The sequence below is a fragment of the Pseudovibrio sp. Ad37 genome, assembly GCF_001623075.1.
Classification (GTDB): Bacteria; Pseudomonadota; Alphaproteobacteria; order Rhizobiales; family Stappiaceae; genus Pseudovibrio.
In genome coordinates this window covers 33,742-58,439 of the sequence record NZ_LMCF01000137.1, presented here as the reverse complement: position 1 = coordinate 58,439, position 24,698 = coordinate 33,742, and the positions used below count along the sequence as shown (strand labels likewise).

The following is a 24,698-nucleotide window of genomic DNA, read 5'->3' as shown; positions in this document are numbered from 1 at the left end:
GGTTGGCACAAAGCCAGCAGACGAACCTGCTAGATGAGAGCTGTTCGCCTGCTGGATTTGTGCCAACCAAGGTGGGTCAATTTTAAATGATGATGCCGGATCAATTTTGAACGCTCATTGACATTCCAGGAATTGGCTGGGCGATGTTGGCCGGGGATCTGGCGTGGCATCTTCTGATCAAGCCGCTTGGCTGGGACAAATATCTGCCCAGCATTGAATGGTCCGAAGTCTTTGGGGCATTCTCCTGGGATGGATGGATACCCAAAGTTGACTGGGGCATGTTGTTTGGTGCCGTGAAGTGGCCGGATGAGCTGACCAACTTTGACTGGCGTAAGTTTGTCAAAGAGATCAACTGGCTCAAAGTCATGGGCATGGGCGTCCCAACCGCGATCAATACGATCGTGGAGAAGTTCACGGGAATTGACCTGTTTGAGATCGGTCAAAATGCGATCAAAACCCTTTGGGACGGTATGAGTTCCAAGGTCGGGCAGATGGTAGACGACATTAAATCCAGGCTTGTTGGCATGATTCCGGAATGGATGCGCGGCGAAAGCGGCGGAGACAAAGGATCAGGACAAAACGTGCAAGCCCGTGCCTCTGGCGGCTCTTATCGCTCAGGTCCGCTTTTGGTTGGTGAGCGAGGCCCGGAACTGAAATATGCCAATGAAGGTGGCTATATCGCTCACAACGATAACCTGAAGCGCATGGTGCGGATGTCTGACCGTATTCGCAAGGCAGCTCGCATTGGAGCTGTGGCCGGAGCGATTGCTGCACCTATGCCTTCAGTGGCTGCTGCTGCGCCAATCCTGCCAGGCATGCCAGCGGCTATGGCACCTGCTGCAACTACAGGGCCGAAGTTTGAGATCTCAATTCAGTTCGGCAATATCACAACTACAGATCCGGATATTGGAAACGTTATTGAGGAAGCTGTTGCAAATGCTCTGGGTCGCGCCATGACGGATGCACAAAACCTTTTGTCTGATTGAGGATACTGATGATGGATAGAAGCTATGCAATCAGGGAAACTCAGGACGGGAAGTTTTGGACGCTCTGCAAGTGGCGTGGAGCCACAATGAAATGCTTTCGCTCAAAACGGAAGGCACTGGCAAACCGAAAGGGTGAACGTTGGAATGCAGGAAAAATCTCACTCTATCTCCGTTGGTGTACCAAGTGAGGAGATGAAGTATGAGTAGACCACTTGCAGCCCTTGGAATGTTTGTTTTCGCGCCTGATGTTGGTTCCTTTGAAGAATTGGAACGACGCTGGAAGTTCATATGGGCAAAGCCTGACCCTATTGGCGGAGCTCCTGTGAAGCAGTGGACGGGGCCAGGAGATCAGACCCTTATTATCAAAGGCGGGATCTGGCCGGAGATCCAGCCAGCAGGCTCATGGAAAATGGAAGCCATTGCAGCACGCGCCGGATCAGGCCAGCCCATGACTCTTATTTTAAGTTCTGGCCGGGTGCTTGGGCGCTGGTGTGTGGAGGAGATCTTCAAGAAAGAAACCGAGTTTGTGAAAGCGGGCTCAGGCACGGCCATGGAGTTTTCCATCAACTTAAGCCGCTATTCAGGAGCAAGTTCACTATGGCCGTTTTAAAGCGGGCGATCCGTGGGGATACGGTTGAGAGCATGATTATGGATCATTATGGCAGGCAGAGTGATGAGCTGCTGGATCTGGTGATGCAACAAGAGCAAAACAAGCACCTTTGCGCTCCTGATGCGCCTCTCACTCTGGATAGCCGCATACAGGTCTATATGCCGGATTTACCCGCACAAGAGCGACCCCAGATCATTACACCAGACATAAACCTATGGGATTGAAATGAACCTGTTTGTCTCCATCAATGGCAAGGATGTCACGGGCTTTTTGCAAAACCTGCTAAGCGACAAAAGCGCATCAACTCTGATCGATATTCAGGTTGATGATGAGGCGGGCGGCAAGTCCGACAAGGTGACGCTGAAGCTGGTTCGGGATCATCAGATTGCCTTGCCACCCAAAGGAGCACAGATCATTGTCAGCTTGCCCAATGCAGCCGGCTTGTTGATGCCTATGGGGATCTATTACAGCGACGCTCCCCAAACCTTCGGAAGCAAGCAAGGCGGGCATTTGATGACGCTTTGCGGAACCGCTGCTGACATGGGTGGATCACTGAAGGAAAAGCGCACGCAAAGTTACGACAGCACAACACTCAAGAAGGTTGTTGAAGTGATTGCTGGCCGTCATTCATTAGAGCCTGTTGTGAGCAAAAGCCTTGCCTCTATCTCAGTCCCTCACAAAGATCAGACCAATGTCAGTGATATGCACTTTCTGACTGAGTGGGCAAAAGAACTGGGAGCCATCTTTAAGGTCGCTCATGACAAGCTCATGTTCGTTGAAAAAGGAACTACAAAGAAAGCTTCTGGTGCTCAAATCCCACCTCTACAGCCGCTTGCCACCCAAATCATCAGCTATGAATGGAGCGGTGCACAGCGGACCGAATACAAAACCGTAAAAGCTGCCTATCACGACCAGGACCAAGCCACGCGCCTTTATGCTGAAGCTGGAAGCGAAGAGCCTGTTCACACGCTCTGCAAAACCTTTGCAAGCAAGGCAGAAGCACAAAAAGCGGCGGATGCCGCTTTGAAGGATGGGATTGCTGGAGCGCAGACGGCCAGGGTGACAATTGTCGGGGATGCCAGCGCACGAGCTGAAGGAGCGATTCTCTTGCCACCTGTACAACCAGAGTTAGCAGGCGCGTGGAGCATTCGAAGAGTAACACACAGCGTTCGAAAGGGCGTCGGATACACTTCGAAGCTAGATCTGGAGAGGGTTCGAAGCTAGTTCTTCGAAGGTGAAGCATGAGGTGTGAAGAGAACGGAAAATCGCGCTTCATGCCCTTAAAGGGCAAAAAGACCCCTAAAACTGAAGTGTTCTAAATTCAAGTGTCCCATACTCCAAATCGAAGTGTCCCGCTTCAGTGATGTCGGAGAGGTAATGCGTATACCACTCATTAACTATGAGTTAGACCCAGCCAAATTAAGGGTTGAAACAATAAGAACATTAATAGAACATAACAGATACAAATAGGGTTCAAATTAAGGGTGTTTGTTATGTCATTTGTACTTCGTGAAGCAGCAGCATTCGGTTCTATCGTTCTTTTTGCAAGCAGCTGCCTGATGTGGGGTGATGCGCTGACCCGGATGCTTCCTTAGAAAATACTGAGGAAGAGAGGTTGGGAAACTCGGGATAACCGGTGGTGCGATTTGCCAGACAATTGCATTTTGCTTTTGGGTCCTCCAAATGAGGTGCTACTGTCGCACACACCTTGCGAACCAAAAGGCTCCAGATGTCATCTCCAGGTTTCGTCCATCTCCGTGTTCACTCGGCTTATTCTTTGCTGGAAGGAGCTCTCCCAATTGGAAAGCTGCTTGATCTGGCTTCCAAGGATGAGCAGCCGGCACTGGCCATTACTGACAGCGGGAACTTGTTTGGTGCGCTCGAGTTTTCTGAAAAAGCTTTTGGCGCGGGTATTCAGCCTGTCATTGGTTGTCAGATATCGGTGACCTTTGGCGATCAGCCTGACGCGGTGGGAGATGAAGCTGTCAGTGATCTGGTTTTTCTCGCCGTGAATGAGACAGGTTATGAAAACCTCATGGACCTTGTATCAAGAGCCTTTCTTGATACAGAGCCGGGGTTCAAAGCCAATGTTCCTCTTTCACGTGTGTTGGACAAGTCCAGTGGTCTGATTGCGCTGACTGGTGCCAGTGATGGCCCGATTAACTCGCAGCTGCGAGAAGGCCATGTTGATCTTGCCAAGTCTCGTCTGGCACTTTTGCAAGCCACATTTGGCGATCGTCTTTATGTGGAATTACAGCGCCACAACATGAAAGGTGAGGAAGATGTTGAGCCTGCGCTCCTGAACCTTGCCTATGAGCTGAATATTCCAATCGTTGCGACCAACGAGGCTTATTTCCCCAATCCGGATGATTATGAAGCGCATGATGCGCTGATCGCGATTTCCGAAGGCCGTGTTCTTGTCGAGACCGATCGCCGCCAGCTGACACCGGATCATTGTTTCAAAACCCGTGAGCAGATGATGGAGCTGTTCTCCGATCTTCCGGAGGCGCTTGATAACTCTGTGACGATTGCGCGGCGTTGTCATTATCGCCCGCTGAAGCGAGATCCTATTCTGCCGCGCTTTGCAGGTGCGGATGCTGATGCTGGAGAAGCAGAGCGTGCCGAGGCGGAAGAGCTAACGCGGCAGGCGAAGGAAGGCTTGCAAGCGCGTCTTGATTTGCATGGTCTGGCGCCGGATCTTGAAGAGAAAGATTACTGGGACCGTCTGGATTATGAGCTTGGCATCATTATCCGCATGAAGTTCCCTGGGTACTTCCTGATCGTTGCAGACTTTATTAAGTGGGCGAAGAACGAAGATATTCCTGTGGGACCGGGGCGTGGTTCCGGTGCGGGGTCGCTGGTTGCGTGGTCGCTGACCATTACTGACCTTGATCCGATGCGGTTCTCGTTGCTGTTCGAACGCTTCCTGAATCCGGACCGTGTGTCCATGCCGGATTTTGATATCGACTTTTGCCAGAACCGCCGTGAAGAAGTAATCCGGTATGTGCAGCGCAAGTATGGCCGCGAGCAGGTGGCGCAGATCATCACTTACGGAACGCTGCAGGCCAAGGCTGTGCTGCGTGATGTGGGCCGTGTGCTGCAGATGCCATATGGTCAGGTGGACCGCCTAAGTAAACTGGTTCCCGGCAACCCGGCCAATCCGTGCACACTGCCAGAGGCGCTGGAGCAGGAACCACGGCTGCGTGAAGCTGCTAAGCAGGAGGAGGTTGTCGACCGCCTTTTGAAGATGGCGCAGAAGCTGGAAGGCCTTTATCGTCACGCGTCTACCCACGCGGCGGGTGTGGTGATTGGGGACCGTCCGCTGGAGCAGCTGGTACCGCTTTACCGAGATCCTCGCTCAGACATGCCTGTGGCTCAGTTCAACATGAAATGGGTTGAAGCAGCCGGTCTGGTCAAGTTTGACTTTTTGGGTCTGAAAACGCTGACAGTGATTGATACTGCGGTTTCGCACATCAAGAAGCGTGGTATTGAAGTTAAGATCGATGAAATACCGATTGATGACCCCGCGACCTATAAGCTTCTGGCTGCTGGCGAGACGGTTGGCGTGTTCCAGCTGGAAAGTCAGGGCATGCGCCGCGCCATTGCTGGTATGCGGCCTGACCGGTTCGAGGATATCATTGCTCTGGTGGCGCTCTATCGCCCGGGCCCGATGGACAATATCCCGATCTACAATGCTGTGAAGCATGGTGAGCAGGAGCCTGATTATCTCCACCCGTTGCTAGAACCAATCCTGACTGAGACAAACGGCATTATCGTTTATCAGGAACAGGTGATGCAGATCGCTCAGGTGCTGTCTGGTTACTCTCTTGGTGAAGCGGATTTGCTGCGCCGTGCGATGGGTAAGAAGATTGCCGCTGAGATGGAGATCCAGCGTGCCCGCTTTGTTGAGGGGGCAGTTGCGCAGAAGGTGGATAAAAACCAGGCCGGGATGATCTACGATCTGGTGGCCAAGTTCGCGAACTACGGCTTTAACAAATCCCACGCGGCTGCTTATGCGCTTGTAGCCTATCAAACCGCATGGCTGAAAGCGAACTATCCAGTTGAGTTCCTTGCTGGTATCATGACGCTTGATCTGGGCAATACAGATAAGCTGAGTGACTTCCGTCAGGAAGCGGTGCGTATGGGCATCGAGGTGGTGCCGCCTTCCGTCAATAAGTCCGGTGTTCATTTTGATGTGCTGGATGGCAAGATTGTTTACGCCATGGGCGCGATCAAAGGTGTGGGCGAGCAGGCGGTTGAGCATATTGTCGAGGTGCGCGGAGATGAGCCGTTTAAGGATCTGGGTGACTTTGCGACGCGCATAAGTCCAAAGGTTCTCAATAAACGCACAATCGAGAACCTCATTGCCGCTGGTGCCTTTGATGAACTTAATTCGAACCGTGCGCAGTTGCTTGATGGTTTGGATCGCATCATCGGCATGGCGCAGCGAACAGAACAGAACAAGACGTCCGGTCAAAACGACTTCTTTGGCGGAGACAATGCGCCTGAGTCTTTGATCCTCAACCCGACGGATCCGTGGCTTCCATCCGAACGGCTGCAAAAAGAATATGCAGCGGTAGGCTTTTATATTTCCGCCCATCCGCTTGATGAGTATCGCGAGCTGTTTACCAAGTTGCGCGTGCAGCTTTGGAAAGATTTTGAACGCTCTGTGAAAGCTGGGTCTTCTGCGGGGCGCCTTGCAGGAACTGTGACGGCAAAGCAGGAGCGTAAGACCCGTACTGGCAACCAGATGGGCATCGTTCGTATTTCTGATCCGACCGGGCAGTATGAAGCGGTGATGTTCTCTGAGACACTGAACCAATGCCGTGATCTGTTGGAGCCGGGGCAATCTGTCGTGCTGCTGGTGCAGGCGGATATGCGTGATGAGGAAGTCAGTGTTCGCATTTCACAGGTAGAGCCGCTGGAGAAAGTGGCGGGCAGGGTGCATCGAACCCTGCGGATTTTCCTCGGATCCAGTGAACCGATCCAGAGCCTGCAGCGCCAACTGCGCCGCGGCGGTGATGGTGAAGTGAGCTGCGTTGTGCTGCTGGATAATGGTCAGCGTGAAGTCGAGGTCAAGCTTCCTGGTAACTACCAGCTCTCACCACAACTCTCTGGCGCGTTGAAGACACTGCCGGGTGTGATGGACGTTCAGATGTCCTAGGATGCTTCGGTATATGCAAAAAAGAACCCCGCTGAAGATGTTCGGCGGGGTTTTCAATTTTAGAGCATGTTGTGTTTATTGGTGTTCGTGCCAGCTGCTCCGATACTAAAAGATTTTTTGTATGGCCTGTTCAGCGCAGGAGTAACCAAGGTTTCTGGCGAAGCGGTCTACGCTCTTTTGTCCTTTCTCAGCCAGATCAGTTAAATCGGCATGATCAGTAACGTTGCAGGTTGAGGCAGCGAGGATTTTGCCATCCTTGGCGGAAACCAGGAGTGCGCGTCCGCGGTAGCGATAAGCGAGATTTGCGAACCAGCCTGCGCCCTGCATTTCTGACTGATAGGTGACTGTCGATACATCCAAGTAATAACCATAGTAACCGGTTTCTCTGGCGAGCTTTGTGAGAGCTTTTGCGCGTTTCTCCTCGCTGATGGTCGGTTTGCTATATGGGCCCTTGATCGTGCCCTTAAAGCGGAACTTGTGGGTGCTCTGCAGATATTTGGTCAACCGGTCGCGCATGGCGGTTTGTGGATCGTGCTTCGCTGCGGGAATGGAGGCCATCTCGCCATAGGCGCCAGAGGCTGCATTCATGGCTGTGGTCACAACAATACCCAGCAGACCATGCTGGATGCCATGGGTGTTGATGTGGCCTTCTCTCACATGTCGGTTTTTGATGGGCTTTACTGAGGATTTGGAGATCGTCTTTGCATCAATGTCCGAGAGCTTGACGGTTTTGGCGCAGCCACTCAATGTCAAAGCCACAAGTGCTGCTACTATCAGTTTGTTTGGTGCCATTTTAAAATGTGTCCGAATTGAGTCATTTTGTTGATGTTTTGTTAACTATAACTTTTCGGAATTACTAATATGTAATGCGCATACCCACAGTTTGGTTTGGTGTCTGGTTGCTGTGGTAGAGATGATAAAATTTAGAGTTGTGTAAGCAGGGCTGGAGAGCATCTGATTTACTAATTCGGGCCTATGTGTTGATCTTAATCCTTGAGTGCTTGATCTTCTTGAAAAGGGGTTCTATAAGCGCCCCATCCCGCACGCAGGGCGGGGTTTGTCCTTGTGGCGAGCTCCATCCGGTTAGAGAGTTGCACGGTTGTGCTGCCCTGCGGAGGATTAAACCGGAAAACTAAGGAGAATAAAGGCATGGCTTTGCCTGATTTTACTATGCGTCAGCTTCTTGAAGCAGGCGTCCACTTTGGTCACCAGAAGCACCGCTGGAACCCAAAGATGAACAACTACATCTTCGGTGTTCGCAACAACATTCACATTCTCGATCTTGGTCAGACAGTTCCGCTTCTGCACCAGGCTCTTAAAGCTGTGTCTGACACTGTTGCTGCTGGTGGTCGCGTGCTTTTGGTTGGTACCAAGCGCCAGGCTCAGGAAGCTGTTGCAGAAGCTGCTCGCAACTCTGCTCAGTACTACGTAAACGCTCGTTGGCTCGGCGGCATGCTGACCAACTGGAAGACGATCTCTCAGTCCATCCAGCGTCTGCGTAAAGTTGAAGAGCTGCTCGACGGTGGTGATGCGAACCGCATGACCAAAAAAGAGCGTCTGTTCCTTGACCGTGAGCGTCAGAAGCTTGAGCGCAACCTTGGTGGTATTAAAGACATGGGCGGTATTCCCGACCTGATCTTTGTTATCGACACCAACCGCGAAGCTAACGCAATTCAGGAAGCTCGTCGTCTGGGCATTCCGGTTGCTGCGATCCTGGATTCCAACTGTGATCCGGATGGCATTACTTACCCTGTACCGGGTAACGATGATGCTGGTCGTGCAATTACTCTTTACACAGACCTGATCGCACGCGCTGCTATTGACGGCATCGCACGCGCATCCGGTTCTATGGGTATCGATCTCGGCGAATCTGAAGAACTCCTTGAAGAGCCTGTTCTTGCTGAAGAAGCTGCTCCTGCAGCTGAAGCTGACAAGAGCGAAGGCTAAGGTTTTCTCTCGGGAAGCGCATTTATGCGCTTCCCCTCCAGTTTTTATGTGATTTTTCGTCTGTTTTACTGCGAAGGGTCACGGTCGCTATGCGATAAATCGGATGAATCCGCAGGGAAGTCGGCTTCCTCTGATTTTTTTATGACACACTCCCGTCCATGAGGCGTACGATGAGCATTACCGCTGCTATGGTAAAAGAGCTCCGCGAAACAAGCGGTGCTGGCATGATGGATTGTAAAGCTGCCCTGAAAGAAACAGGCGGTGATATGGAAGCAGCTGTTGACTGGCTGCGTACCAAAGGCCTTGCAAAGGCTGCTAAGAAGGCTGGTCGTGTTGCGGCTGAAGGTCTTGTTGCAGTTGCTGCAGATGGCAACAAAGCTGTTGTTGTTGAGGTTAACTCCGAAACAGACTTCGTTGCTCGTAACGAAAACTTCCAGAAGCTGGTTCGCGATATCGCTGCAACCGCGCTTACTGTTGATGGTGACGTTGAGAAGCTTGCTGCAGCACCTTACCCAGGTTCTGACAAGAGCGTTGAAGGCGAACTGAAGGAAGCTGTTGGCACCATCGGTGAAAACATGACCCTTCGTCGTTCTGCTGGTCTGTCTGTTTCCGAAGGTGTTGTTGCTTCTTACATGCACAACGCTGCTGGTGACGGCCTTGGCAAAATCGGTGTTCTGGTTGCTCTCGAATCTGCAGGTGATGCAGACAAGCTGGCAGCTTTGGGTAAACAGATTGCAATGCACGTTGCAGCGACCAACCCAATGGCACTGAACACTGACGAGCTGGACGCGGACGCTGTTGAGCGTGAGCGCACTGTTTACATGGAACAGGCTCGTGAGTCTGGTAAGCCTGAAAGCATCATCGAGAAGATGGTTGAAGGTCGCCTGCGTAAGTTCTATGAAGAAGTTACACTGGTTAAGCAGTCTTTCGTTATCAACCCTGATCTGACTGTAGAGAAGGCCGTTGAAGAAACAGCTAAAGAAATCGGTTCTCCAATCAAACTCACCGGCTTTGTTCGCATCGCCCTTGGTGAAGGTATTGAAAAAGAAGAATCAGACTTCGCGGCTGAAGTTGCTGCTGCTGCTGGTAACTAATTTATTGAGGGCGTCGACTCAGTCGACGCCCTCTTTGTATCTGGATGCATGAAAAGAGGTTTACTATGTCTGAGGGTGTTCGCTGGAAACGAGTTCTTCTGAAACTTTCAGGGGAAGCGCTGATGGGCGACCAGGACTTTGGTATCGATCCAAAGGTGGTTGAACGGGTAGCAGCGGAAATTTCAGAGGCTGTAAATCTAGGTGCCCAGTTCGGCATTGTTGTTGGTGGCGGTAACATCTTCCGCGGTGTGGCTCTGGCAGCCAAAGGCGCAAACCGTGTTACTGGCGACCATATGGGTATGCTGGCAACCATTATGAATTCGCTCACGCTTGCCGATGCGCTTCGTCAGCGCGGTATTCAGGCGCGTGTGCTTTCCGCTGTTCCTGTGCCGTCGATTTGTGAGAGCTTTACTCAGCGCGGCGCAGAGCGTTACATGGAAGACGGGGACGTTATTCTGTTTGCCGGTGGTACGGGCAATCCGTTCTTTACCACTGATTCTGGTGCGGCACTGCGTGCGGCAGAGATGCAGTGTGATGTGTTCCTCAAGGGTACCAGTGTTGATGGCGTTTATGACGCTGATCCTAAGCTTAAGCCTGATGCAAAGCGTTTTGACACGCTTACACCGGGGGAAGTTCTTGAAAAGAACCTTAAAGTCATGGATGCGACCGCGATTGCACTTGCCCGGGACAACTCTATTCCTGTAGTTGTCTTTTCCATCAAGACCTCCAGCGCGCTTGTTAATGTGCTGCGCGGGCAGGGGCTGTTTACGGTCATTGAAGACTAACAGGCATCAACTGGTGTCTTAACTGTCGGATTTTGACCCGGGCCGGTTTTTAGTTTTGGAATGCCGGTCCGTTAAAATGATAGGTGAAAGAGGAAATTATGTCAGAGCTGGACTATGACGATCTTGACCGCCGCATGAATGGTGCGATCACAGCTTTGAAGCATGAATTTGCTGGTCTTCGTACTGGTCGTGCTTCTGCAAGTATGCTGGACACAATCACTGTGGAGGCTTATGGCGCTCCAATGCCGATCAACCAGGTCGCGACAGTCAGTGTTCCAGAGCCGCGCATGATTTCTGTTCAGGTCTGGGATCGTTCTATGATGCAGGCCACTGAAAAAGCTATCCGTGAATCCAGCCTTGGTCTGAACCCGGTTGTGGATGGCATGGTGCTGCGTTTGCCAATTCCTGAGCTTAATGAAGAGCGTCGTCAAGAGCTTGTCAAAGTTGCGCATAAATTTGCCGAGCAAGCGAAGATCGCTGCACGTCATGTTCGCCGCGATGGCATGGAAACCATCAAAAAGCTCGAAAAAGCTGGTGAGATGGGGGAAGACGATGCGCGGTCAGCTTCTGACAGGGTTCAGAAGATGACTGACGACATTATTGGTGAAGTTGATTCTGTACTTGCCAAAAAAGAACAGGAAATCAAGCAGGTTTAATCCTGTTTGCAAGCGGGGGCTATATGGCGGCGAGCGTTGAATTTGAGGCAGTTGATACAAATTCCGAAATCGGACTTTTGAGTGTGCCTCGTCACGTCGCCATCATTATGGATGGTAATGGCCGTTGGGCAACTCGCCGGGGCCTTCCGCGCACTGAAGGGCATCGGCGCGGTGTGAAAACACTGCGCGAAGCCGTTAAACACGCACAAAAGCGCGGGATCTCCTACCTGACGCTTTTTAGCTTTTCTTCCGAGAACTGGGCGCGCCCGCAACAGGAAGTCTCGTTCCTGTTGGCCTTGCTGCGCCGGTTTGTACGCGATGACATTAAGGAACTCACCAAGACTAATGTGAGAGTTCGTGTCATCGGGTCCAAAGAAAATCTCGATAAATCCATGCTGACCCTGCTTAATGATGCGGAACGAGAGACTGCTCATTGTACCGGGCTGGTGCTGGTTATTGCTTTTAACTACGGAGCGCGGGACGAGTTCGTCCGAGCTGCACGGCAACTGGCGCAGCGCGTGGAAGCTGGTGAGTTGAGAGCTGCTGACATTGGGGAGGATGATGTCAGCACTTGTCTGGATACCCGTGATATTCCGGATCCAGACCTCATAGTCCGTACAGGGGGAGAGCAGAGACTTTCCAACTTCCTGTTGTGGCAGGCTGCTTATGCCGAATTTTATTTTGCTCCGACGCCCTGGCCTGAGTTTAACTCAGATGCTTTTGATGATGCTTTGCTGGCGTTCTCTAACCGTGACCGGCGGTATGGGGGTTTGAGCTCTGACGCGACTGGGACGTAATGCCTGACAAAAACAATCAGAACAATTCTGAAGGCGCTTCCGGAGGAATTATCCGGCGCGTGCTAAATGCAAATCCTGATTTGCTGGTACGCGCTCTTTCTGCAGTTATTCTTGCTCCTGTCGCGCTGGCGCTGACATGGGCAGGTGGTTTCTGGTTTGCTGGCCTCGTGCTTGTTGGCATGCTGATTGTTTACTGGGAATGGTATAAGATCATTTTGCAAAACGCTCAGCGACCTGTTGTGCTGCTGGGCTATCTGTTTCTTCTCTTCATTGGCTTTAGTTACTTTCAGGCGCAGCCGCTCTGGATTGCCGGAGCGTTGATTGCTGGTGCTGCGGTACTTTACGGTGCTGGTGGCTTTGACCGGACGGCGCGCTGGGTGAGTGAGGGCTACGTTTACGCTGGCCTGACCTTTGTCTCATTGCTTGCGCTGCGGGAAGGGGATGAAGGGCTTTTCTTCATCATCTATCTCTTCCTTGTGGTCTGGGGTACCGATATTGCGGCCTATGTGTGTGGCCGCAGCTTTGGCGGACCTAAGCTTTGGCCTGCTGTTTCTCCAAACAAAACCTGGAGCGGTGCTATTGGTGGCGTGGTCTTTTCTTCGCTTTTAGGAATGGGTTTTGTTGCTGTTGCTGGTGGTTCTCAGCTGGTCTGGGCTTTTGGGCTTGCTGTTGTTCTTTCTGCAGTCTCTCAGCTTGGAGACCTGTTTGAAAGCTCCATGAAGCGCCGCTTTAAGGTGAAAGACTCCAGTCGCCTTATTCCCGGGCATGGTGGGTTGCTTGATCGCGTTGATGGCCTTGTCGCTGCCGCTGTGTTTGCCTATGTGGTTGGTGTAGTATTTGGCGGTCAGCTGTTCGATCCAAATGCAGGGTTGATGCTGTTTGCATCCTGATACTGCTGATTTTTGTGCTTCGCCCACGGTTCTGTTGATTTGCAAGGGTTGTTGATATGACAAAATCTCTCAGTGTGTTGGGAGCAACCGGATCGGTTGGAGCCAGTACGCTCAAAGTTATTGCGCACAGCCCTGAGCGTTATGACGTCAATGTACTTGTTGCAGGCCGCAATGTTGATGCGCTTGCGAAGGCGTGCCGGGAGACCGGCGCAAAGCGTGCGATCATTGGTGATGCCTCCAAATACGAAGATCTTAAAGCGGCACTTGCCGGAACTGGTGTAGAGGTTTCCGCAGGTCGTGAGGCTGTGCTGGAGGCGGCTAGCCAGAAGGTGGATGTGCTGGTTTCTGCCATGGTGGGAGCCGCAGGACTGGAGCCGACCATTGAGGGGATCAAGGCAGGCAGTAATATCGCTCTTGCCAATAAAGAAACCATGGTGTGTGCAGGCACGATTGTGTGTGAGCTGGCTGAAAAGCATGGCTCCAAACTGCTGCCGATGGATTCAGAGCATAATGCGATTTTTCAGGTGTTTGAGCAGGATGACCCCAAAGCTGTCGACAAAGTGATTGTCACAGCTTCCGGTGGACCGTTCCGGACATCGACACTGAATGAGATGCGTGTTGCTACGCCTGAGGTGGCGCTGAAGCATCCGAACTGGTCCATGGGGCGGCGGATTACCATTGATAGTGCTTCGATGGTGAACAAAGGTCTTGAGCTGATTGAGGCCTATCATCTGTTCCCTATTACCGCTGATCAGCTGGATGTGGTTGTCCATCCACAATCAATTGTCCATGGCATGGTTAGATATTGTGATGGGTCATTATTGGCCCATATGTCGGTTCCGGACATGTGCGGGCCAATTGCTCATTGTCTGGCATACCCAACCCGAAAGACGGCTCCGGTTGCGGATCTTGATCTGGGGATGATTGGGCGTCTGGACTTTGAAAAGCCTGATTTTGAGCGTTTTCCTGCGCTGTCACTTGCACGTAAAGTGATGGAACTTGGCGATGGGGCAGGGACGATTTTTAACGCAGCTGACGAAGTGGCGGTGGAAGCCTTCCTTGGACGGAAGATCGGCTTCCTCCAGATCCCAGAGCTTCTTGAGGATGTTCTGAATCGGCTTCATACGCAAAATATGCTAGATTGTTCAGATCAGCTGGAGGAGATTCTTCAGTTGGATCAGGTAGCGCGTCGAGTTGCAAACGAAGTTATTGGGAAGATGGCCGCCTAATCCGGCGCTTCCTTTAAAAAATAAGGTAAGGCTGTTCGCATGGACGTTCTGAGTTCAGTTCTTGGTGGTTCGCTCGGAGTCATCATTCCCTTCTTGGCTGTGCTTACTGTGGTTGTTTTCTTCCATGAGCTAGGGCATTTCCTCGTCGCGCGTTGGTGCGGGGTGAAGGTTCTTGCATTCTCAGTCGGGTTTGGACCGGAACTGTTGGGTCGCAATGACAAACATGGGACGCGCTGGAAGGTTTGTGCCATTCCGCTGGGTGGCTATGTGAAGTTCTCAGGTGATGAGAATGCTGCAAGTGTGCCAGACCGTGATGAGCAAGCCAAAATGGATGAGGAGATGCGCCGGACAGCGTTCTTTGCAAAGAACCCGTGGCAGCGCTCCGCAATTGTGGCCGCAGGGCCCATTGCTAATTTTATCCTCGCTATTCTTATCTTTGCAGGAATGTTTGGATTTTTAGGAAAATTCGAAACATTGCCGCGTGTGGATCAGGTTCGACCTGGTAGTGCGGCTGAAATGGCGGGCATCTTGCCAGGAGATTTGATCCTCTCAATTGATGGCAATCCTGTAGAAAGTTTCAATGATGTGCAGCGGGTCGTGACGGCGAGTGCGGGCGTTCCCATGCAGATCGATGTGGAACGCGGGGATGCGGTCGAGCGCCTTACTGCAACGCCAGAACTACAGGAAATCAATGATGGTTTTGGGAATACGCAGAAGGTTGGAATTCTTGGAATTCAGCGAAATACTTCTCAGGAAGATATCATAGTCAAGCGTTTTGGCCCGGTGGAAGCCGTGGGTGAAGGGGTAAAAGAGACATGGTATATTCTTGATAGGACATTAGGTTATATTGGCGGTCTTTTCCTCGGTAAAGAAGATCCGGACCAACTAGGTGGTCCGATTCGCGTAGCGCAAATTTCCGGGCAAGTTGCGACCCATGGTATTTTACCGCTAATTAACCTTACCGCAGTTTTGTCAATTTCTATTGGTTTACTCAACCTTATGCCTGTTCCCATGCTGGATGGCGGGCATCTGCTGTACTACATCATCGAGATTGTAAGGGGTAAGCCGTTGAGTGAAAAACTGCAGGATTTCGGGTTCCGGATAGGGATCACTCTGGTTCTGCTTCTAATGGTTTTTGCGACCTGGAATGATCTGCGGTCGATAATCGGCTCTTAGGTAAGTTGCGTAACCAAAGCTTGGGCAAAGGATTGGGCAAATTGCATTAAATCCAGTTGTGTCGCCTTGCTTTACTCTGAAAACCTTGTACAAAGTTCCTAGGTGTTTCAGATTCTATCCATTACCCTGAGGCGCATTAGTGATCTGAGGATCAGGGGACTAATGCAACTTTAGGCTGAAAATAAAAGGCATAGCAGTTCTATGCAGTCATTTAAGAACCTGTCACGTGTGTCGCTTTTGGCAATGGCCGTTGCAGCTACTAGTACAGTTGCTCCGGTTGGTGTTCCGTTTATCGGAGCAGGGATTGCCGAGGCCGCGGTGGTTAACAAGATTGTCGTTAACGGTGCAACGCGCATCGAAAGCGAAACAGTTCGCAACTACCTGACTATCCGTCCAGGAAAATCGTTTTCTGCAATTGATATCGACGAGAGTCTGACCACGCTTTATGCGACTGGTCTGTTTGCTGATGTTTCCATCGAGCAACGCGGCGGCACTCTTGTTGTTGGTGTTAAAGAAAATCCAGTTATCGGCAAAATCTCCTTTGAGGGTAACAAGCGACTGAAGGACGAAGCTCTGCAATCAGTTGTTCGTTCTTCTGAGCGGTCCATGCTGACACGAGCGCGTGTTCAGTCTGATGCTCAGAACCTTCTGGAGGCTTATCGTCGCTCCGGTCGCTATCGTGCGTCTGTTGAGCCGAAGATTATTGAGCGCGCTAATAACCGTGTGGATCTGGTTTTTGAAATCGAAGAAGGTGATAAGACGGGTGTTGCCCGTATTTCCTTCATCGGTAACCAAGCCTTCTCCGACGGCTACCTGCGTGAGCAGATCCAGACCCGCGAAAGTGGCTTCCTCGGCTGGTTGCGTACGACCGATGTTTATGATCCTGACCGTCTCGATGTCGACGAAGAATCTTTGCGTCAGTTCTACTACCAGAAGGGTTATGCTGATTTCCGCGTTGTTTCTGCTGTTGCAGATTTGGACCGTGAGCAAAACATCTTCTACGTGACTTTCACTGTTGATGAAGGTGAGCAGTACGAGTTCGGTGATATCGAAATCGATACATCCTTGTCTGCTGTTGACCCAGAGGCGATGCGCCAGTATCTGCGCACTCAGTCTGGTGATACCTACAACTCACTGGAAGTTGAAAAGACACTTGAAGCTCTGACGCTGGAAGTTTCCAAGGCAGGCTATGCGTTTGCTCAGGTTCGCCCTCGTGGTGAACGTGATTATGAGAACAAGACAGTCTCAATCACTTATTTGATCGAAGAAGGTCCACGCGTTTATGTTGAGCGTATCAACGTTCGTGGTAACGACCGTACACGTGAATACGTGATCCGCCGCGAATTCGATCTCGCTGAGGGTGATGCTTATAACCGTATCCTTCTGGATAAGGCTGAGCGTCGTCTGCGCAATACACGTTACTTCCAGAATGTGCGTATTACGCGTCAGCAGGGCAGTGCACCTGACCGTGTGATCATCAACGTGGATGTTGAAGAGCAGCCAACCGGTGAAGTTTCATTTGGTGTGGGTTACTCTACATCTGACGGTGTGATTGGTGATATCTCCATCACCGAGCGCAACTTCCTTGGTCGTGGCCAGTACGTGAAAGCTGCTGTTGGTGGTGGTACCGATAACCAGAAGTATGAGTTCAAGTTCGTTGAGCCGTTCTTCATGGGGCGCCGTATCTCTGCAGGTCTGGATGTGTACCGCCGCGTATACGATCAGAACAGCTCCCGTGCTTATGAGGAGCAGACAACTGGTGGTGCGATTAACTTTGGTCTTCCGCTTCGTGAAGACGAACTGACGCTCAACCTGTTCTACAAGCTTTACCAGCGTGATCTGACGCGTAGCGACTCAACCGGTATTAGTGACTGTGAGCCTGGTGTTTCGCTTGGTGTTTGTGACTCTCTTGGAGAGTATACAACGTCTCTTGCGGGCTTCTCACTGGTCTACAATACTCTGGACAACAATCTGAACCCACGTGATGGTTACGTTGCATCCTACGAGCAGGAAATTGCTGGTTTGGGTGGTCAGTCGCAGTATCTGCGTGGTCAGTTTAAGGGTAGTGCGTTTGAAGAGCTCTACGCTGAATGGGGTCTTGTTGGCTTTGTGAAGGGTTCTGCCGGTTACATCGAATCTATCGGTAACCGTCTGCGTGTAACTGATCAGTTCCAGGGTTCACCTGACAGAATTCGTGGTTTTGCGACCAATGGTTATGGCCCTCGTGATGAAAACGGTGGCGATGCTTTGGGTGGTAAATACTACGTTGCAGGTACTGTTGAAGGCCAATTCCCATTCCCAGTCTTCCCTGAAGAACTTGGATTGTCGGGCGCAGTCTTCGCTGATGCGGGTTCTCTCTGGGGTGTGGATAGCGAACTGTCTTCTGTAATCGGAAGCGGTATCCAGTCTGAAGATTTCGATCTTCGTGCGTCTGTTGGTGTTGGTGTGTTGTGGCAGTCGCCGTTTGGGCCGCTGCGTGCTGACTTTGCTTGGCCTGTGCTCAAAAACGATGTTGATGAAACGCAGGTATTCAAGCTCAGTGGTGGTACACGCTTCTGATCTAGTGATAATTTGATTATAATCGGTCGCCGATGCCCTCGGCGGCCGTTTTTTTGTAGGATCCTATGACAGAACCATCAAATCAATCTGAAGTTAGCCCGGTTTTCTTCCCTGAAGCTCGATCAATAACAGTGAAACAAGTAGCTGAGTGGGCTGGGGCGGAGATTGTTCGTGGTGATAGTGAGCTTGCCATTACTGGTGTTGCTCCTCTGGATGAAGGCGTTCCCGGAACGCTTGTGTTTATCGATAATCCGAAATATCTGGATCAGCTTGAGAGCACGAAGGCAACAGCTTGTCTCGTTAGCAAAAAGCATGTCGATAAAGTGCCCGATGGTGTTGTGCCTTTGCTTGCCAAAGAGCCGTACCGCTCGCTGGCGAAAGTTCTGGCTGAGCTTTACCCAACTGCAATGCGGCCGCTTCCAGTAACTGGTGAAACCGCGATCAGTTCGCGTGCTTACGTTGATGAGAGTGCGAAGCTGGGTGAGGGCGTTGTTGTTGAGGTTGGGGCTGTTATTGGTGCTCATGTGGTGATTGGTGCTGGATCTCGTGTTGGTCCTAATGCTGTGATCGCTGCCAATTGTCAGCTGGGTGATGACTGCTCTATCGGAGCAAATTCCAGTTTGCAGCACGCGGTGCTTGGCGATCGTGTCATTATTCACCCAAACGTTAGCATAGGGCAGGATGGCTTTGGGTTTGCGATGGGACCAGGTGGACATATCAAGGTTCCCCAGATGGGCCGAGTTGTGCTAGGAAATGATGTTGAAATTGGCGCTGGCTCCTGTATAGACCGCGGAGCAAACCGTGATACGACTGTGGGTGATGGAACCAAGATTGATAATCAGGTTCAGGTTGGTCACAACGTTAATATCGGCAAGCATTGCGTCATTGTTTCTCAGGTAGGGATTTCTGGAAGTTCCAGTCTTGAGGATTATGTGGTTCTTGGCGGACAGACTGGTGTCTCCGGGCACGTTCGCATTGGAATGGGCGCGCAAGTTGCTGGCGTAAGTGCTGTACACGACGATCTGGCGCCAGGTGGGCGTTATGGTGGTGTACCGGCACGGCCAATCCGTGAATGGTTCAAGGAAATGACGGCGCTTCGCCGCCTGGCCGCTCAAGGTGGCAAGAAATAACAGATTAGACCCGGGATCTGATCCCGATAGTTAACTAGATTGGCTGGTAAATGAGGAGGGCGTGTCCTCAGATGCTCCGAGTGAGGCATATGCCAGTCGAACCGATATTGCTGAGGCATTATTATGAGTGATGTAGAGACCAGAACACTTGAAAGCGCTGATATCATGCGGGTTATGGAGCTTTTGCCCCATCGTTATCCGTTTTTGATGATTGACCGTATCGTTGATATGGACGGCGATAACTCAGGTGTTGGTATTAAGAATGTAACCATCAATGAGCCACATTTTCAGGGACATTTTCCAAGCCAGCCTGTAATGCCAGGTGTGTTGCTTATCGAAGCGATGGCTCAGACTGCTGGTGCGCTTTGCGTCCATGGTCGTGATAAGAAAGATGTACCTTCTCTGGTTTACTTCATGACCATTGATAAGTGTAAGTTCCGCAAGCCTGTGGTTCCTGGTGATCAGGTGCACTTTCATGTGAAAAAAGTCCGCAACCGCGCGACCATCTGGAAGTTTGAAGGTGTTGCAATGGTAGACGGGCAGAAGGTTGCTGAAGCGGAAATCAGCGCAATGCTTGTCGATTCTGACGAGGCGAATTGAGGTCATTGATGCAACAGATTCATCCCACCGCAATCCTCGAGGATGGGGCCGTACTTGGAGGGAATGTCAAGATCGGTCCTTACTGCATGGTGGGTCCCAAGGTAACACTTGGCGATGATGTAGAGCTTGTTTCCCATGTGGTGATCGCTGGACGGACAATGATCGGCGCCCGGTCGAAGGTCTACCCGTTTGCCAGCTTGGGGCATCAGCCGCAGGATCTGAAGTTTTCCGGCGAAGATACGCTACTGGAAATCGGTGATGACAACCAGATCCGTGAGCACTCAACCATGAGCCCTGGCACTGCCGGCGGTGGAGGTGTAACGCGAGTTGGTAATGGCGGCCTGTTCATGATGGGGACTCATGTCGGACATGATTGCGTTGTTGGCAATAACGTTATTCTTGCCAACAACGCGACGCTTGCCGGGCATGTTGAAGTTGAAGATCATGTGATCTTCGGCGGTTTGTCTGCTGTGCGTCAGTGGTGCCGTGTGGGTGCTCATTCCATCATTGGCGGTCTGACTGGTGTTGAGTTTGATGTGATCCCTTATGGGTCTGTGATTGGTGATCGTGCGCGTCTTGCAGGCCTTAACCTGATTGGTTTGAAGCGCCGCAACTTCTCTCGCGAAGAAATCCACGCCCTGCGCGGTGCGTATAAGGAAGTCTTCAACAGTGAAGAGGGTACGTTGCGTGCTCGTGCTGAGATTGCACGGACCAAGTACGCTGAGTTTGAAGGTGTGCAGACGATGACGTCGTTCATGCTGGAAGATGAAAAGCGCCGGTTCTGTACGCCGCGCAACACCAGTGAATAAGGGTCTGTTTTGAATTTATGATGAAACAGGCACCTATTGCTGTGATTGCTGGCGGTGGCGATCTGCCCGGTCTGGTCATTCGGTCCGCTATGGAACAAGGTCGCGATGTGGTGACCATCGCAATCAAGGGGGAGGCAGATGCCTCCCTTTCTGCGTTTAATCCAGTGGAACTTGGCTGGGGGCAGATTGGCAAACTGTTCTCAACGCTGAAATCCAGAGGCGTTCAGGATGTGGTGTTGATCGGTGCTGTGCAGAAGCGGCCTGATTTTACATCGATCCTTGGCGATTTTGGAACGATTTGGCGGTTGCCGCGTATCATCAAGGCTGTTGTTGGTGGTGATGATCATTTGCTGGTGAAAGTAGCCGGGATATTTGAACGAGAGGGTTTGCACGTGGTTGGTGCTCATGAAGTTGCTCCGGGGCTGGTTGCCAGCCCAGGTCACGTGGCAGGGCCGAAGCCAGATGCCAAGGCTCTGAGAGATATGAAGCTTGCTATTGAGGCGGTGGATGCCGTTGGCCAATTGGATATCGGGCAGGGTGCTATTGCCGTTGGCGCGCGCGTTGTGGCTGTTGAAGGTGCAGAAGGCACGGATGCCATGCTTGAGCGTGTGGCCGGCTTGCGTGCCAATGGCCGGGTCCGGTCCAAAGGGGCGGCAGGTGTGCTTGTAAAGTGCTCTAAACCGCAACAGGACCTTCGCCTTGATATGCCGACTGTCGGGCCGGAAACTATACAGAAAGCTTCTGACGCGCAGTTAAAAGGCGTGTGTGTTGAGGCGGGGCGTGTTCTGGTTGCTCATCGCGATGAAGTCGAGCGGCTTTGCGATGAACTTGGTGTTTTCCTTTATGGCTGCACGCGTGATGATAATTTTGAAGCTGGTGAGCGCTGAGATATGAGCGAATTGGACGCTGTCAAACCCTTCAAGGTTTTCTTTGTTGTTGGCGAAGAGTCTGGTGACCAGCTCGGTGCAGAGGTTATAAAAGCCCTGCGCGCATCGATTGGTGATCGTCTTCAGGTCTGTGGTCTGGGCGGTGAGCGTATGGCGGCACAAGGCGTACAGTCGATCTTTCCACTGCATGATATTGCCGTGATGGGCATTACAGCGGTGTTGGAACGTTTGCCGACGATTATTCGCCGTGTACATCAAACTGTTGATGCGGTTATTGCCGAGCAACCCGATTTACTGTTGATCATCGACTCTCCTGATTTCACTCACAACGTGGCAAAGCGCGTGCGCAAGAAAGCGCCTCATATACGGGTGGTGGACTATGTGAGCCCATCTGTATGGGCGTGGCGTCCGGGGCGGGCGAAGAAGATGGCCGCTTATGTGGATCAATTGCTCGCCTTGTTGCCGTTTGAGCCTGAGGCTCACAAACGCCTTGGCGGTCCCTCCTGTGATTATGTGGGGCATCCGTTGATTGAGCGGCTTGCAGATTTGCGGCCTGCTCCAGGGGAGCGCGCAGAACTCGGTGAAGGCAGAAAGCAATTGGTGGTGCTTCCGGGCTCCCGGACGAGCGAGGTTTCGCGGTTGTTGGAGCCGTTTGGCGATGCGGTCGCGTTGATTTGCGCGCAAGATCCGGATGTGGATGTGATCATTCCTGCAGTGCCTCATCAGGAGCAGCGCATTCGCGATGGTGTGGCTTCCTGGAAGGTACAGCCGCGTATTGTGACGGGTGAAGCGGAAAAGTTTGCGGCTCTGCGACAGGCGAATGCAGCGCTGGCGGCCAGTGGTACTGTCTCCTTGGAACTTGCGATTGCTGGCGTGCCTATGGTCATTGCTTACAAGCTGGATTGGTTCTTCCGCCGTTTGAAGCAGATCAACCGGTTCATCAAGATTGTTGCGGTGGACACCATTGTGCTGCCTAATCTGGTGCTTGGGGATCACAGCATCAAAGAATATATCGAAGACGAAGCGCATCCTGAGGCGCTCAGCCAGGCTGTGCTCGCGCTGCTTTGCGACAGTCCAGAGCGCCGGGCGCAGTTGGATGCGTTCTCTCGTATCGATGAAAAGATGTGTTTACCTGAGGGCGAAAGTCAGGCCGGAAAAGCTGCGAGGATCATCCTTGAGACGGCAGAGTACTCAGTTTAAATGCTTTTCAAAGTGATTCATTAAATGGGTGTAGCTCTTTGAAAACCAAGAGTCATTTGGTGTTGCGCTTAAAGTGATGCATTAAGTGTAAGGTGTTCTCTACAGTACTAGTTTAATGCTGTGAATGAGTACGCCTCGAATGGATTATCTAGTTTTTCTCGAGTATATTAGTCAACTTATTTATTTTTGACCTTGATGGCCCCTCTGCAGGTGCCGTCTGAGAACAGTCCAGTCGCTTCTTTGTCTCCGATCAGTCCGGTCGTCGTTATGGTTAAGTGAACGGGTGTTTGGCTGTCATCATCTGGAAAGAGAATTTCATATCGGCTTTCGATGGAAAAGATGCCTTCGGTCACATTGATGCTTCGTGAAGCTACTGTGATGTCATGGCCTTTGTCGGTCATACGTTTGATGGAAAACTTTGTGGAGTCGGGGTGATCTCTTGTTGCTAACTCCTCACCGTATCGTTTCAAACAGATGTCGTCTGGCGCACTTCCATTGATCATAGAGATATTAGAGAAGGTGATTATGTTGTCGTTGAAATGCAGCTTCTCGATTATTGCTTGTGCAGAGGTGCTTGCGATGATCAACGCCAGTGCGCTGAAAGTGGTCAGGAAGAGTATTTTCAACGTTCACTCCATTACGTCTTTATTGGTGAGTTGAGATGGCCCGTATCATTACACTTATGGTTCCAATACCTTGATGTGCAGGGTTCCGCGGCAGGTGCCATCGGAGAAGACGCCGGACGCTTCCTGAGTGCCGACCAGACCTGTTGCGGCGAGTTCCACATCAACAGGTGTTTTGCTTTCATCTCCCGGGAAAATGATCTCGTACTCGTTTTCGATTGAGAAGATGCCCCCGCTGACGCTGCCACCTATAGCGATGACCAGAATGTCGTGGCCTTTGTCCGTGCTGCGTTTGAGAGTGTCATTGGTGGAGTCGGGGTGGTTTTTTGTCGTAAAACCTTCGCCGTAACGCTTTTCGCAGGTTCCATCATCCGGGCTGCCATCTGTCATGGAAAGATTGGAGAAGGTGATTGTCTTGTCGCCGGGACCCAACCTTTGTGCGACAGCCAATGCGGCTGTGCTGGTGATGGTCAGCGCGAGAACACTGAAGATGGTCAGGAGCAATGTTTTCATTGTTTTATCCGTCCATGCGGTTGGGTAATAAAGCACAGTGCTTAATATTATTGAGGCGCATCTTCCTTTATTATCTGAATGTGTAGGTTTCCCCGGCAGGTGCCGTCGGAGAAGACGCCTGAGGCTTCCTTACTTCCGACCAGACCAGTTGCCAAGAGTTTCAATCTAACGGGTGTCTTGCTTTTGTCATTGGGAAATATGATTTCGTATTGGTTTCGGACAGACAGGATTCCAGTATTGACGCTGTCATCGATTGAGATAACCTGAATGATGTGTCCCTTATCCGTTTTACGTTTGAGTATGTCATTGGTAGAGCTGGGGACGCTTTGTGTTGTAATGCTTGCGCCGTAACGCTGCTGGCATGTGCCGTCATCCGGGTTGCCGTTTGCCATGGATAAGTTCGTAAACGTGACTTTCTTATTGTGGGGATTCAATCTCTCTGCAATTGCCAGCGCTGAGGTGCTGGTGATGGCCAGCACTGCAAGGTTTATTGCGATACAGAGTAATGATCTCATGATGTTGTCATTGTTTAGTGATGGGATCAGTGTTGTGTTTAGGTGACGTTTTCTTACTGTTATCTGGTGTGATCAACTCAATTGTGACGTTGCCAGTGCAAGTGCCGTCTGAGAACACGCCAGAGGCTCGTCCGCCGCCAATGAAACCTGTGGCTGCAAGCTGTAGATCAACTGATTTCCCATTCTCGTTATTGGGGGAAGTGAATTTATATTCATTTTCAATGGAGTAAATCCCATTGCCAATGTGACCACCCTGATAAATTAATTCAATTTTTTGGCCTTCTGATGTGGTTACCAGCTGTTCGCCCTCAATTGTTGCAGGATGATCTTTTGTTAAGAACACTTTCCCATAACGGTTTTGACAAATGCTGCGATCTATTGTGCTGTCAGTCGTGGAGATGTCTGAGAACGTTGTGATTTTATCACCACGACCAACTCGACTGCTAAGAGCGTGAGCTGGGATTGTTGCATGTATAAGCATAAATAGGCTCAACATTGTGCAAAGGGCGATTTTCATTGGGCTCGGGT

The 24,698-nt window shown here is 51.3% G+C and carries 24 protein-coding genes; 19 read left to right on the top strand and 5 right to left on the bottom strand.

The genetic code is table 11. The features are described from left to right. Positions 1 to 143: 143 nt before the first annotated feature. The 5 genes from PsAD37_RS18275 to dnaE all read left to right on the top strand — a co-directional run bounded on the left by PsAD37_RS18275 (position 144) and on the right by dnaE (position 6,760). Complete coding sequence (locus PsAD37_RS18275; RefSeq protein WP_063297375.1) at positions 144 to 986, top strand: hypothetical protein; 843 nt, start codon at positions 144 to 146, stop codon at positions 984 to 986. Positions 987 to 1,185: 199 nt separating this feature from the next. Next, the gene (locus PsAD37_RS18265; RefSeq protein WP_057465543.1) at positions 1,186 to 1,596 is read left to right on the top strand and encodes a phage tail protein; all 411 of its coding nucleotides are present in this window, start codon (positions 1,186 to 1,188) and stop codon (positions 1,594 to 1,596) included. Further along, positions 1,584 to 1,820 carry a hypothetical protein gene (locus PsAD37_RS18260; protein WP_057465541.1) on the top strand — a complete coding sequence of 79 codons (237 nt, stop codon included), beginning with the start codon at positions 1,584 to 1,586 and terminating at the stop codon, positions 1,818 to 1,820. Before PsAD37_RS18265 ends, PsAD37_RS18260 begins: the two co-directional genes overlap by 13 nt. A 1-nt stretch (position 1,821) precedes the next feature. Then, a complete protein-coding gene (locus tag PsAD37_RS18255; RefSeq protein ID WP_057465540.1) occupies positions 1,822 to 2,820 on the top strand; it encodes a contractile injection system protein, VgrG/Pvc8 family in 999 nt (332 codons plus the stop codon). 505 nt (positions 2,821 to 3,325) lie between these two features. Next, a complete protein-coding gene (dnaE, locus tag PsAD37_RS18250; protein WP_063297374.1) occupies positions 3,326 to 6,760 on the top strand; it encodes a DNA polymerase III subunit alpha in 3,435 nt (1,144 codons plus the stop codon). Positions 6,761 to 6,865: 105 nt separating this feature from the next. Here the strand turns inward: dnaE and PsAD37_RS18245 are convergent, their stop codons facing one another. Further along, a complete protein-coding gene (locus PsAD37_RS18245) occupies positions 6,866 to 7,552 on the bottom strand; it encodes a hypothetical protein (RefSeq protein WP_063297373.1) in 687 nt (228 codons plus the stop codon). Between the two features lie 357 nt (positions 7,553 to 7,909). Between PsAD37_RS18245 and rpsB the strand changes: the two genes are divergently transcribed. The 14 genes from rpsB (at position 7,910) to lpxB (ending at position 22,519) form a co-directional block, all read left to right on the top strand. Next, positions 7,910 to 8,707: a 30S ribosomal protein S2 gene (rpsB, locus tag PsAD37_RS18240; protein ID WP_057465538.1), complete on the top strand. Its 798-nt coding sequence runs from the start codon at positions 7,910 to 7,912 to the stop codon at positions 8,705 to 8,707. 170 nt (positions 8,708 to 8,877) lie between these two features. Next, positions 8,878 to 9,801 carry a translation elongation factor Ts gene (tsf, locus tag PsAD37_RS18235; protein WP_063289013.1) on the top strand — a complete coding sequence of 308 codons (924 nt, stop codon included), beginning with the start codon at positions 8,878 to 8,880 and terminating at the stop codon, positions 9,799 to 9,801. A 65-nt stretch (positions 9,802 to 9,866) separates the two neighbouring features. Beyond that, positions 9,867 to 10,586, top strand: coding sequence for a UMP kinase (gene pyrH / locus PsAD37_RS18230; protein WP_057465535.1), 720 nt, complete (start codon positions 9,867 to 9,869; stop codon positions 10,584 to 10,586). 98 nt (positions 10,587 to 10,684) lie between these two features. Further along, complete coding sequence (frr, locus tag PsAD37_RS18225) at positions 10,685 to 11,242, top strand: ribosome recycling factor (RefSeq protein ID WP_057465533.1); 558 nt, start codon at positions 10,685 to 10,687, stop codon at positions 11,240 to 11,242. A 23-nt stretch (positions 11,243 to 11,265) separates the two neighbouring features. Further along, entirely contained in the window at positions 11,266 to 12,039 is a 774-nt protein-coding gene (locus tag PsAD37_RS18220) for an isoprenyl transferase (RefSeq protein WP_057465532.1), read from the top strand. Further along, positions 12,039 to 12,929: a phosphatidate cytidylyltransferase gene (locus PsAD37_RS18215; RefSeq protein WP_063297372.1), complete on the top strand. Its 891-nt coding sequence runs from the start codon at positions 12,039 to 12,041 to the stop codon at positions 12,927 to 12,929. The genes PsAD37_RS18220 and PsAD37_RS18215 overlap by 1 nt, the downstream gene beginning before the upstream one ends. Positions 12,930 to 12,985: 56 nt before the next feature. Beyond that, positions 12,986 to 14,158 carry a 1-deoxy-D-xylulose-5-phosphate reductoisomerase gene (gene dxr / locus PsAD37_RS18210; protein ID WP_063297371.1) on the top strand — a complete coding sequence of 391 codons (1,173 nt, stop codon included), beginning with the start codon at positions 12,986 to 12,988 and terminating at the stop codon, positions 14,156 to 14,158. 39 nt (positions 14,159 to 14,197) lie between these two features. Beyond that, on the top strand, positions 14,198 to 15,334 hold the full coding sequence (rseP, locus tag PsAD37_RS18205; RefSeq protein WP_063297370.1) for an RIP metalloprotease RseP: 1,137 nt from the start codon (positions 14,198 to 14,200) through the stop codon (positions 15,332 to 15,334). A gap of 201 nt (positions 15,335 to 15,535) precedes the next feature. Further along, positions 15,536 to 17,893, top strand: coding sequence for an outer membrane protein assembly factor BamA (bamA, locus tag PsAD37_RS18200; protein ID WP_063297369.1), 2,358 nt, complete (start codon positions 15,536 to 15,538; stop codon positions 17,891 to 17,893). 65 nt (positions 17,894 to 17,958) lie between these two features. Beyond that, on the top strand, positions 17,959 to 19,023 hold the full coding sequence (lpxD, locus tag PsAD37_RS18195; protein ID WP_063297368.1) for a UDP-3-O-(3-hydroxymyristoyl)glucosamine N-acyltransferase: 1,065 nt from the start codon (positions 17,959 to 17,961) through the stop codon (positions 19,021 to 19,023). Between the two features lie 123 nt (positions 19,024 to 19,146). After that, positions 19,147 to 19,623, top strand: coding sequence for a 3-hydroxyacyl-ACP dehydratase FabZ (gene fabZ / locus PsAD37_RS18190; protein ID WP_063297367.1), 477 nt, complete (start codon positions 19,147 to 19,149; stop codon positions 19,621 to 19,623). A gap of 8 nt (positions 19,624 to 19,631) precedes the next feature. Further along, entirely contained in the window at positions 19,632 to 20,432 is an 801-nt protein-coding gene (gene lpxA / locus PsAD37_RS18185; protein WP_063297366.1) for an acyl-ACP--UDP-N-acetylglucosamine O-acyltransferase, read from the top strand. 20 nt (positions 20,433 to 20,452) lie between these two features. Beyond that, positions 20,453 to 21,319: an LpxI family protein gene (locus tag PsAD37_RS18180; RefSeq protein ID WP_208991954.1), complete on the top strand. Its 867-nt coding sequence runs from the start codon at positions 20,453 to 20,455 to the stop codon at positions 21,317 to 21,319. Between the two features lie 3 nt (positions 21,320 to 21,322). Further along, positions 21,323 to 22,519 (top strand): lipid-A-disaccharide synthase, encoded by a 1,197-nt coding sequence (gene lpxB, locus PsAD37_RS18175; RefSeq protein ID WP_063297364.1) that lies wholly within the window; start codon positions 21,323 to 21,325, stop codon positions 22,517 to 22,519. A 176-nt stretch (positions 22,520 to 22,695) separates the two neighbouring features. Here lpxB and PsAD37_RS18170 read toward each other — a convergent pair whose 3' ends face one another. The 4 genes from PsAD37_RS18170 to PsAD37_RS18155 are packed head-to-tail and all read right to left on the bottom strand — an operon-like array spanning position 22,696 to position 24,687. After that, positions 22,696 to 23,145 (bottom strand): hypothetical protein, encoded by a 450-nt coding sequence (locus tag PsAD37_RS18170; protein ID WP_063297363.1) that lies wholly within the window; start codon positions 23,143 to 23,145, stop codon positions 22,696 to 22,698. Positions 23,146 to 23,199: 54 nt separating this feature from the next. After that, on the bottom strand, positions 23,200 to 23,655 hold the full coding sequence (locus PsAD37_RS18165; RefSeq protein ID WP_063297379.1) for a hypothetical protein: 456 nt from the start codon (positions 23,653 to 23,655) through the stop codon (positions 23,200 to 23,202). Between the two features lie 47 nt (positions 23,656 to 23,702). Beyond that, a complete protein-coding gene (locus PsAD37_RS18160) occupies positions 23,703 to 24,170 on the bottom strand; it encodes a hypothetical protein (RefSeq protein WP_063297362.1) in 468 nt (155 codons plus the stop codon). Positions 24,171 to 24,177: 7 nt separating this feature from the next. After that, positions 24,178 to 24,687: a hypothetical protein gene (locus tag PsAD37_RS18155; protein ID WP_063297361.1), complete on the bottom strand. Its 510-nt coding sequence runs from the start codon at positions 24,685 to 24,687 to the stop codon at positions 24,178 to 24,180. Between the last annotated feature and the right edge of the window lie 11 nt (positions 24,688 to 24,698).

What these genes read in the sequence shown, in the direction of transcription:
- PsAD37_RS18245 (WP_063297373.1), bottom strand. Translation starts at nt 7,552, where the DNA reads ATGGCACCAAACAAACTGATAGTAGCAGCACTTGTGGCTTTGACATTG.
- lpxD (WP_063297368.1), top strand. Translation starts at nt 17,959, where the DNA reads ATGACAGAACCATCAAATCAATCTGAAGTTAGCCCGGTTTTCTTCCCT.
- PsAD37_RS18260 (WP_057465541.1), top strand. Translation starts at nt 1,584, where the DNA reads ATGGCCGTTTTAAAGCGGGCGATCCGTGGGGATACGGTTGAGAGCATG.
- PsAD37_RS18265 (WP_057465543.1), top strand. Translation starts at nt 1,186, where the DNA reads ATGAGTAGACCACTTGCAGCCCTTGGAATGTTTGTTTTCGCGCCTGAT.
- dnaE (WP_063297374.1), top strand. Translation starts at nt 3,326, where the DNA reads ATGTCATCTCCAGGTTTCGTCCATCTCCGTGTTCACTCGGCTTATTCT.
- PsAD37_RS18220 (WP_057465532.1), top strand. Translation starts at nt 11,266, where the DNA reads ATGGCGGCGAGCGTTGAATTTGAGGCAGTTGATACAAATTCCGAAATC.
- frr (WP_057465533.1), top strand. Translation starts at nt 10,685, where the DNA reads ATGTCAGAGCTGGACTATGACGATCTTGACCGCCGCATGAATGGTGCG.
- rpsB (WP_057465538.1), top strand. Translation starts at nt 7,910, where the DNA reads ATGGCTTTGCCTGATTTTACTATGCGTCAGCTTCTTGAAGCAGGCGTC.
- PsAD37_RS18255 (WP_057465540.1), top strand. Translation starts at nt 1,822, where the DNA reads ATGAACCTGTTTGTCTCCATCAATGGCAAGGATGTCACGGGCTTTTTG.
- PsAD37_RS18215 (WP_063297372.1), top strand. Translation starts at nt 12,039, where the DNA reads ATGCCTGACAAAAACAATCAGAACAATTCTGAAGGCGCTTCCGGAGGA.
- fabZ (WP_063297367.1), top strand. Translation starts at nt 19,147, where the DNA reads ATGAGTGATGTAGAGACCAGAACACTTGAAAGCGCTGATATCATGCGG.
- PsAD37_RS18160 (WP_063297362.1), bottom strand. Translation starts at nt 24,170, where the DNA reads ATGAGATCATTACTCTGTATCGCAATAAACCTTGCAGTGCTGGCCATC.
- PsAD37_RS18180 (WP_208991954.1), top strand. Translation starts at nt 20,453, where the DNA reads ATGAAACAGGCACCTATTGCTGTGATTGCTGGCGGTGGCGATCTGCCC.
- bamA (WP_063297369.1), top strand. Translation starts at nt 15,536, where the DNA reads ATGCAGTCATTTAAGAACCTGTCACGTGTGTCGCTTTTGGCAATGGCC.
- rseP (WP_063297370.1), top strand. Translation starts at nt 14,198, where the DNA reads ATGGACGTTCTGAGTTCAGTTCTTGGTGGTTCGCTCGGAGTCATCATT.
- lpxA (WP_063297366.1), top strand. Translation starts at nt 19,632, where the DNA reads ATGCAACAGATTCATCCCACCGCAATCCTCGAGGATGGGGCCGTACTT.
- lpxB (WP_063297364.1), top strand. Translation starts at nt 21,323, where the DNA reads ATGAGCGAATTGGACGCTGTCAAACCCTTCAAGGTTTTCTTTGTTGTT.
- tsf (WP_063289013.1), top strand. Translation starts at nt 8,878, where the DNA reads ATGAGCATTACCGCTGCTATGGTAAAAGAGCTCCGCGAAACAAGCGGT.
- PsAD37_RS18155 (WP_063297361.1), bottom strand. Translation starts at nt 24,687, where the DNA reads ATGAAAATCGCCCTTTGCACAATGTTGAGCCTATTTATGCTTATACAT.
- pyrH (WP_057465535.1), top strand. Translation starts at nt 9,867, where the DNA reads ATGTCTGAGGGTGTTCGCTGGAAACGAGTTCTTCTGAAACTTTCAGGG.
- PsAD37_RS18275 (WP_063297375.1), top strand. Translation starts at nt 144, where the DNA reads ATGTTGGCCGGGGATCTGGCGTGGCATCTTCTGATCAAGCCGCTTGGC.
- dxr (WP_063297371.1), top strand. Translation starts at nt 12,986, where the DNA reads ATGACAAAATCTCTCAGTGTGTTGGGAGCAACCGGATCGGTTGGAGCC.
- PsAD37_RS18165 (WP_063297379.1), bottom strand. Translation starts at nt 23,655, where the DNA reads ATGAAAACATTGCTCCTGACCATCTTCAGTGTTCTCGCGCTGACCATC.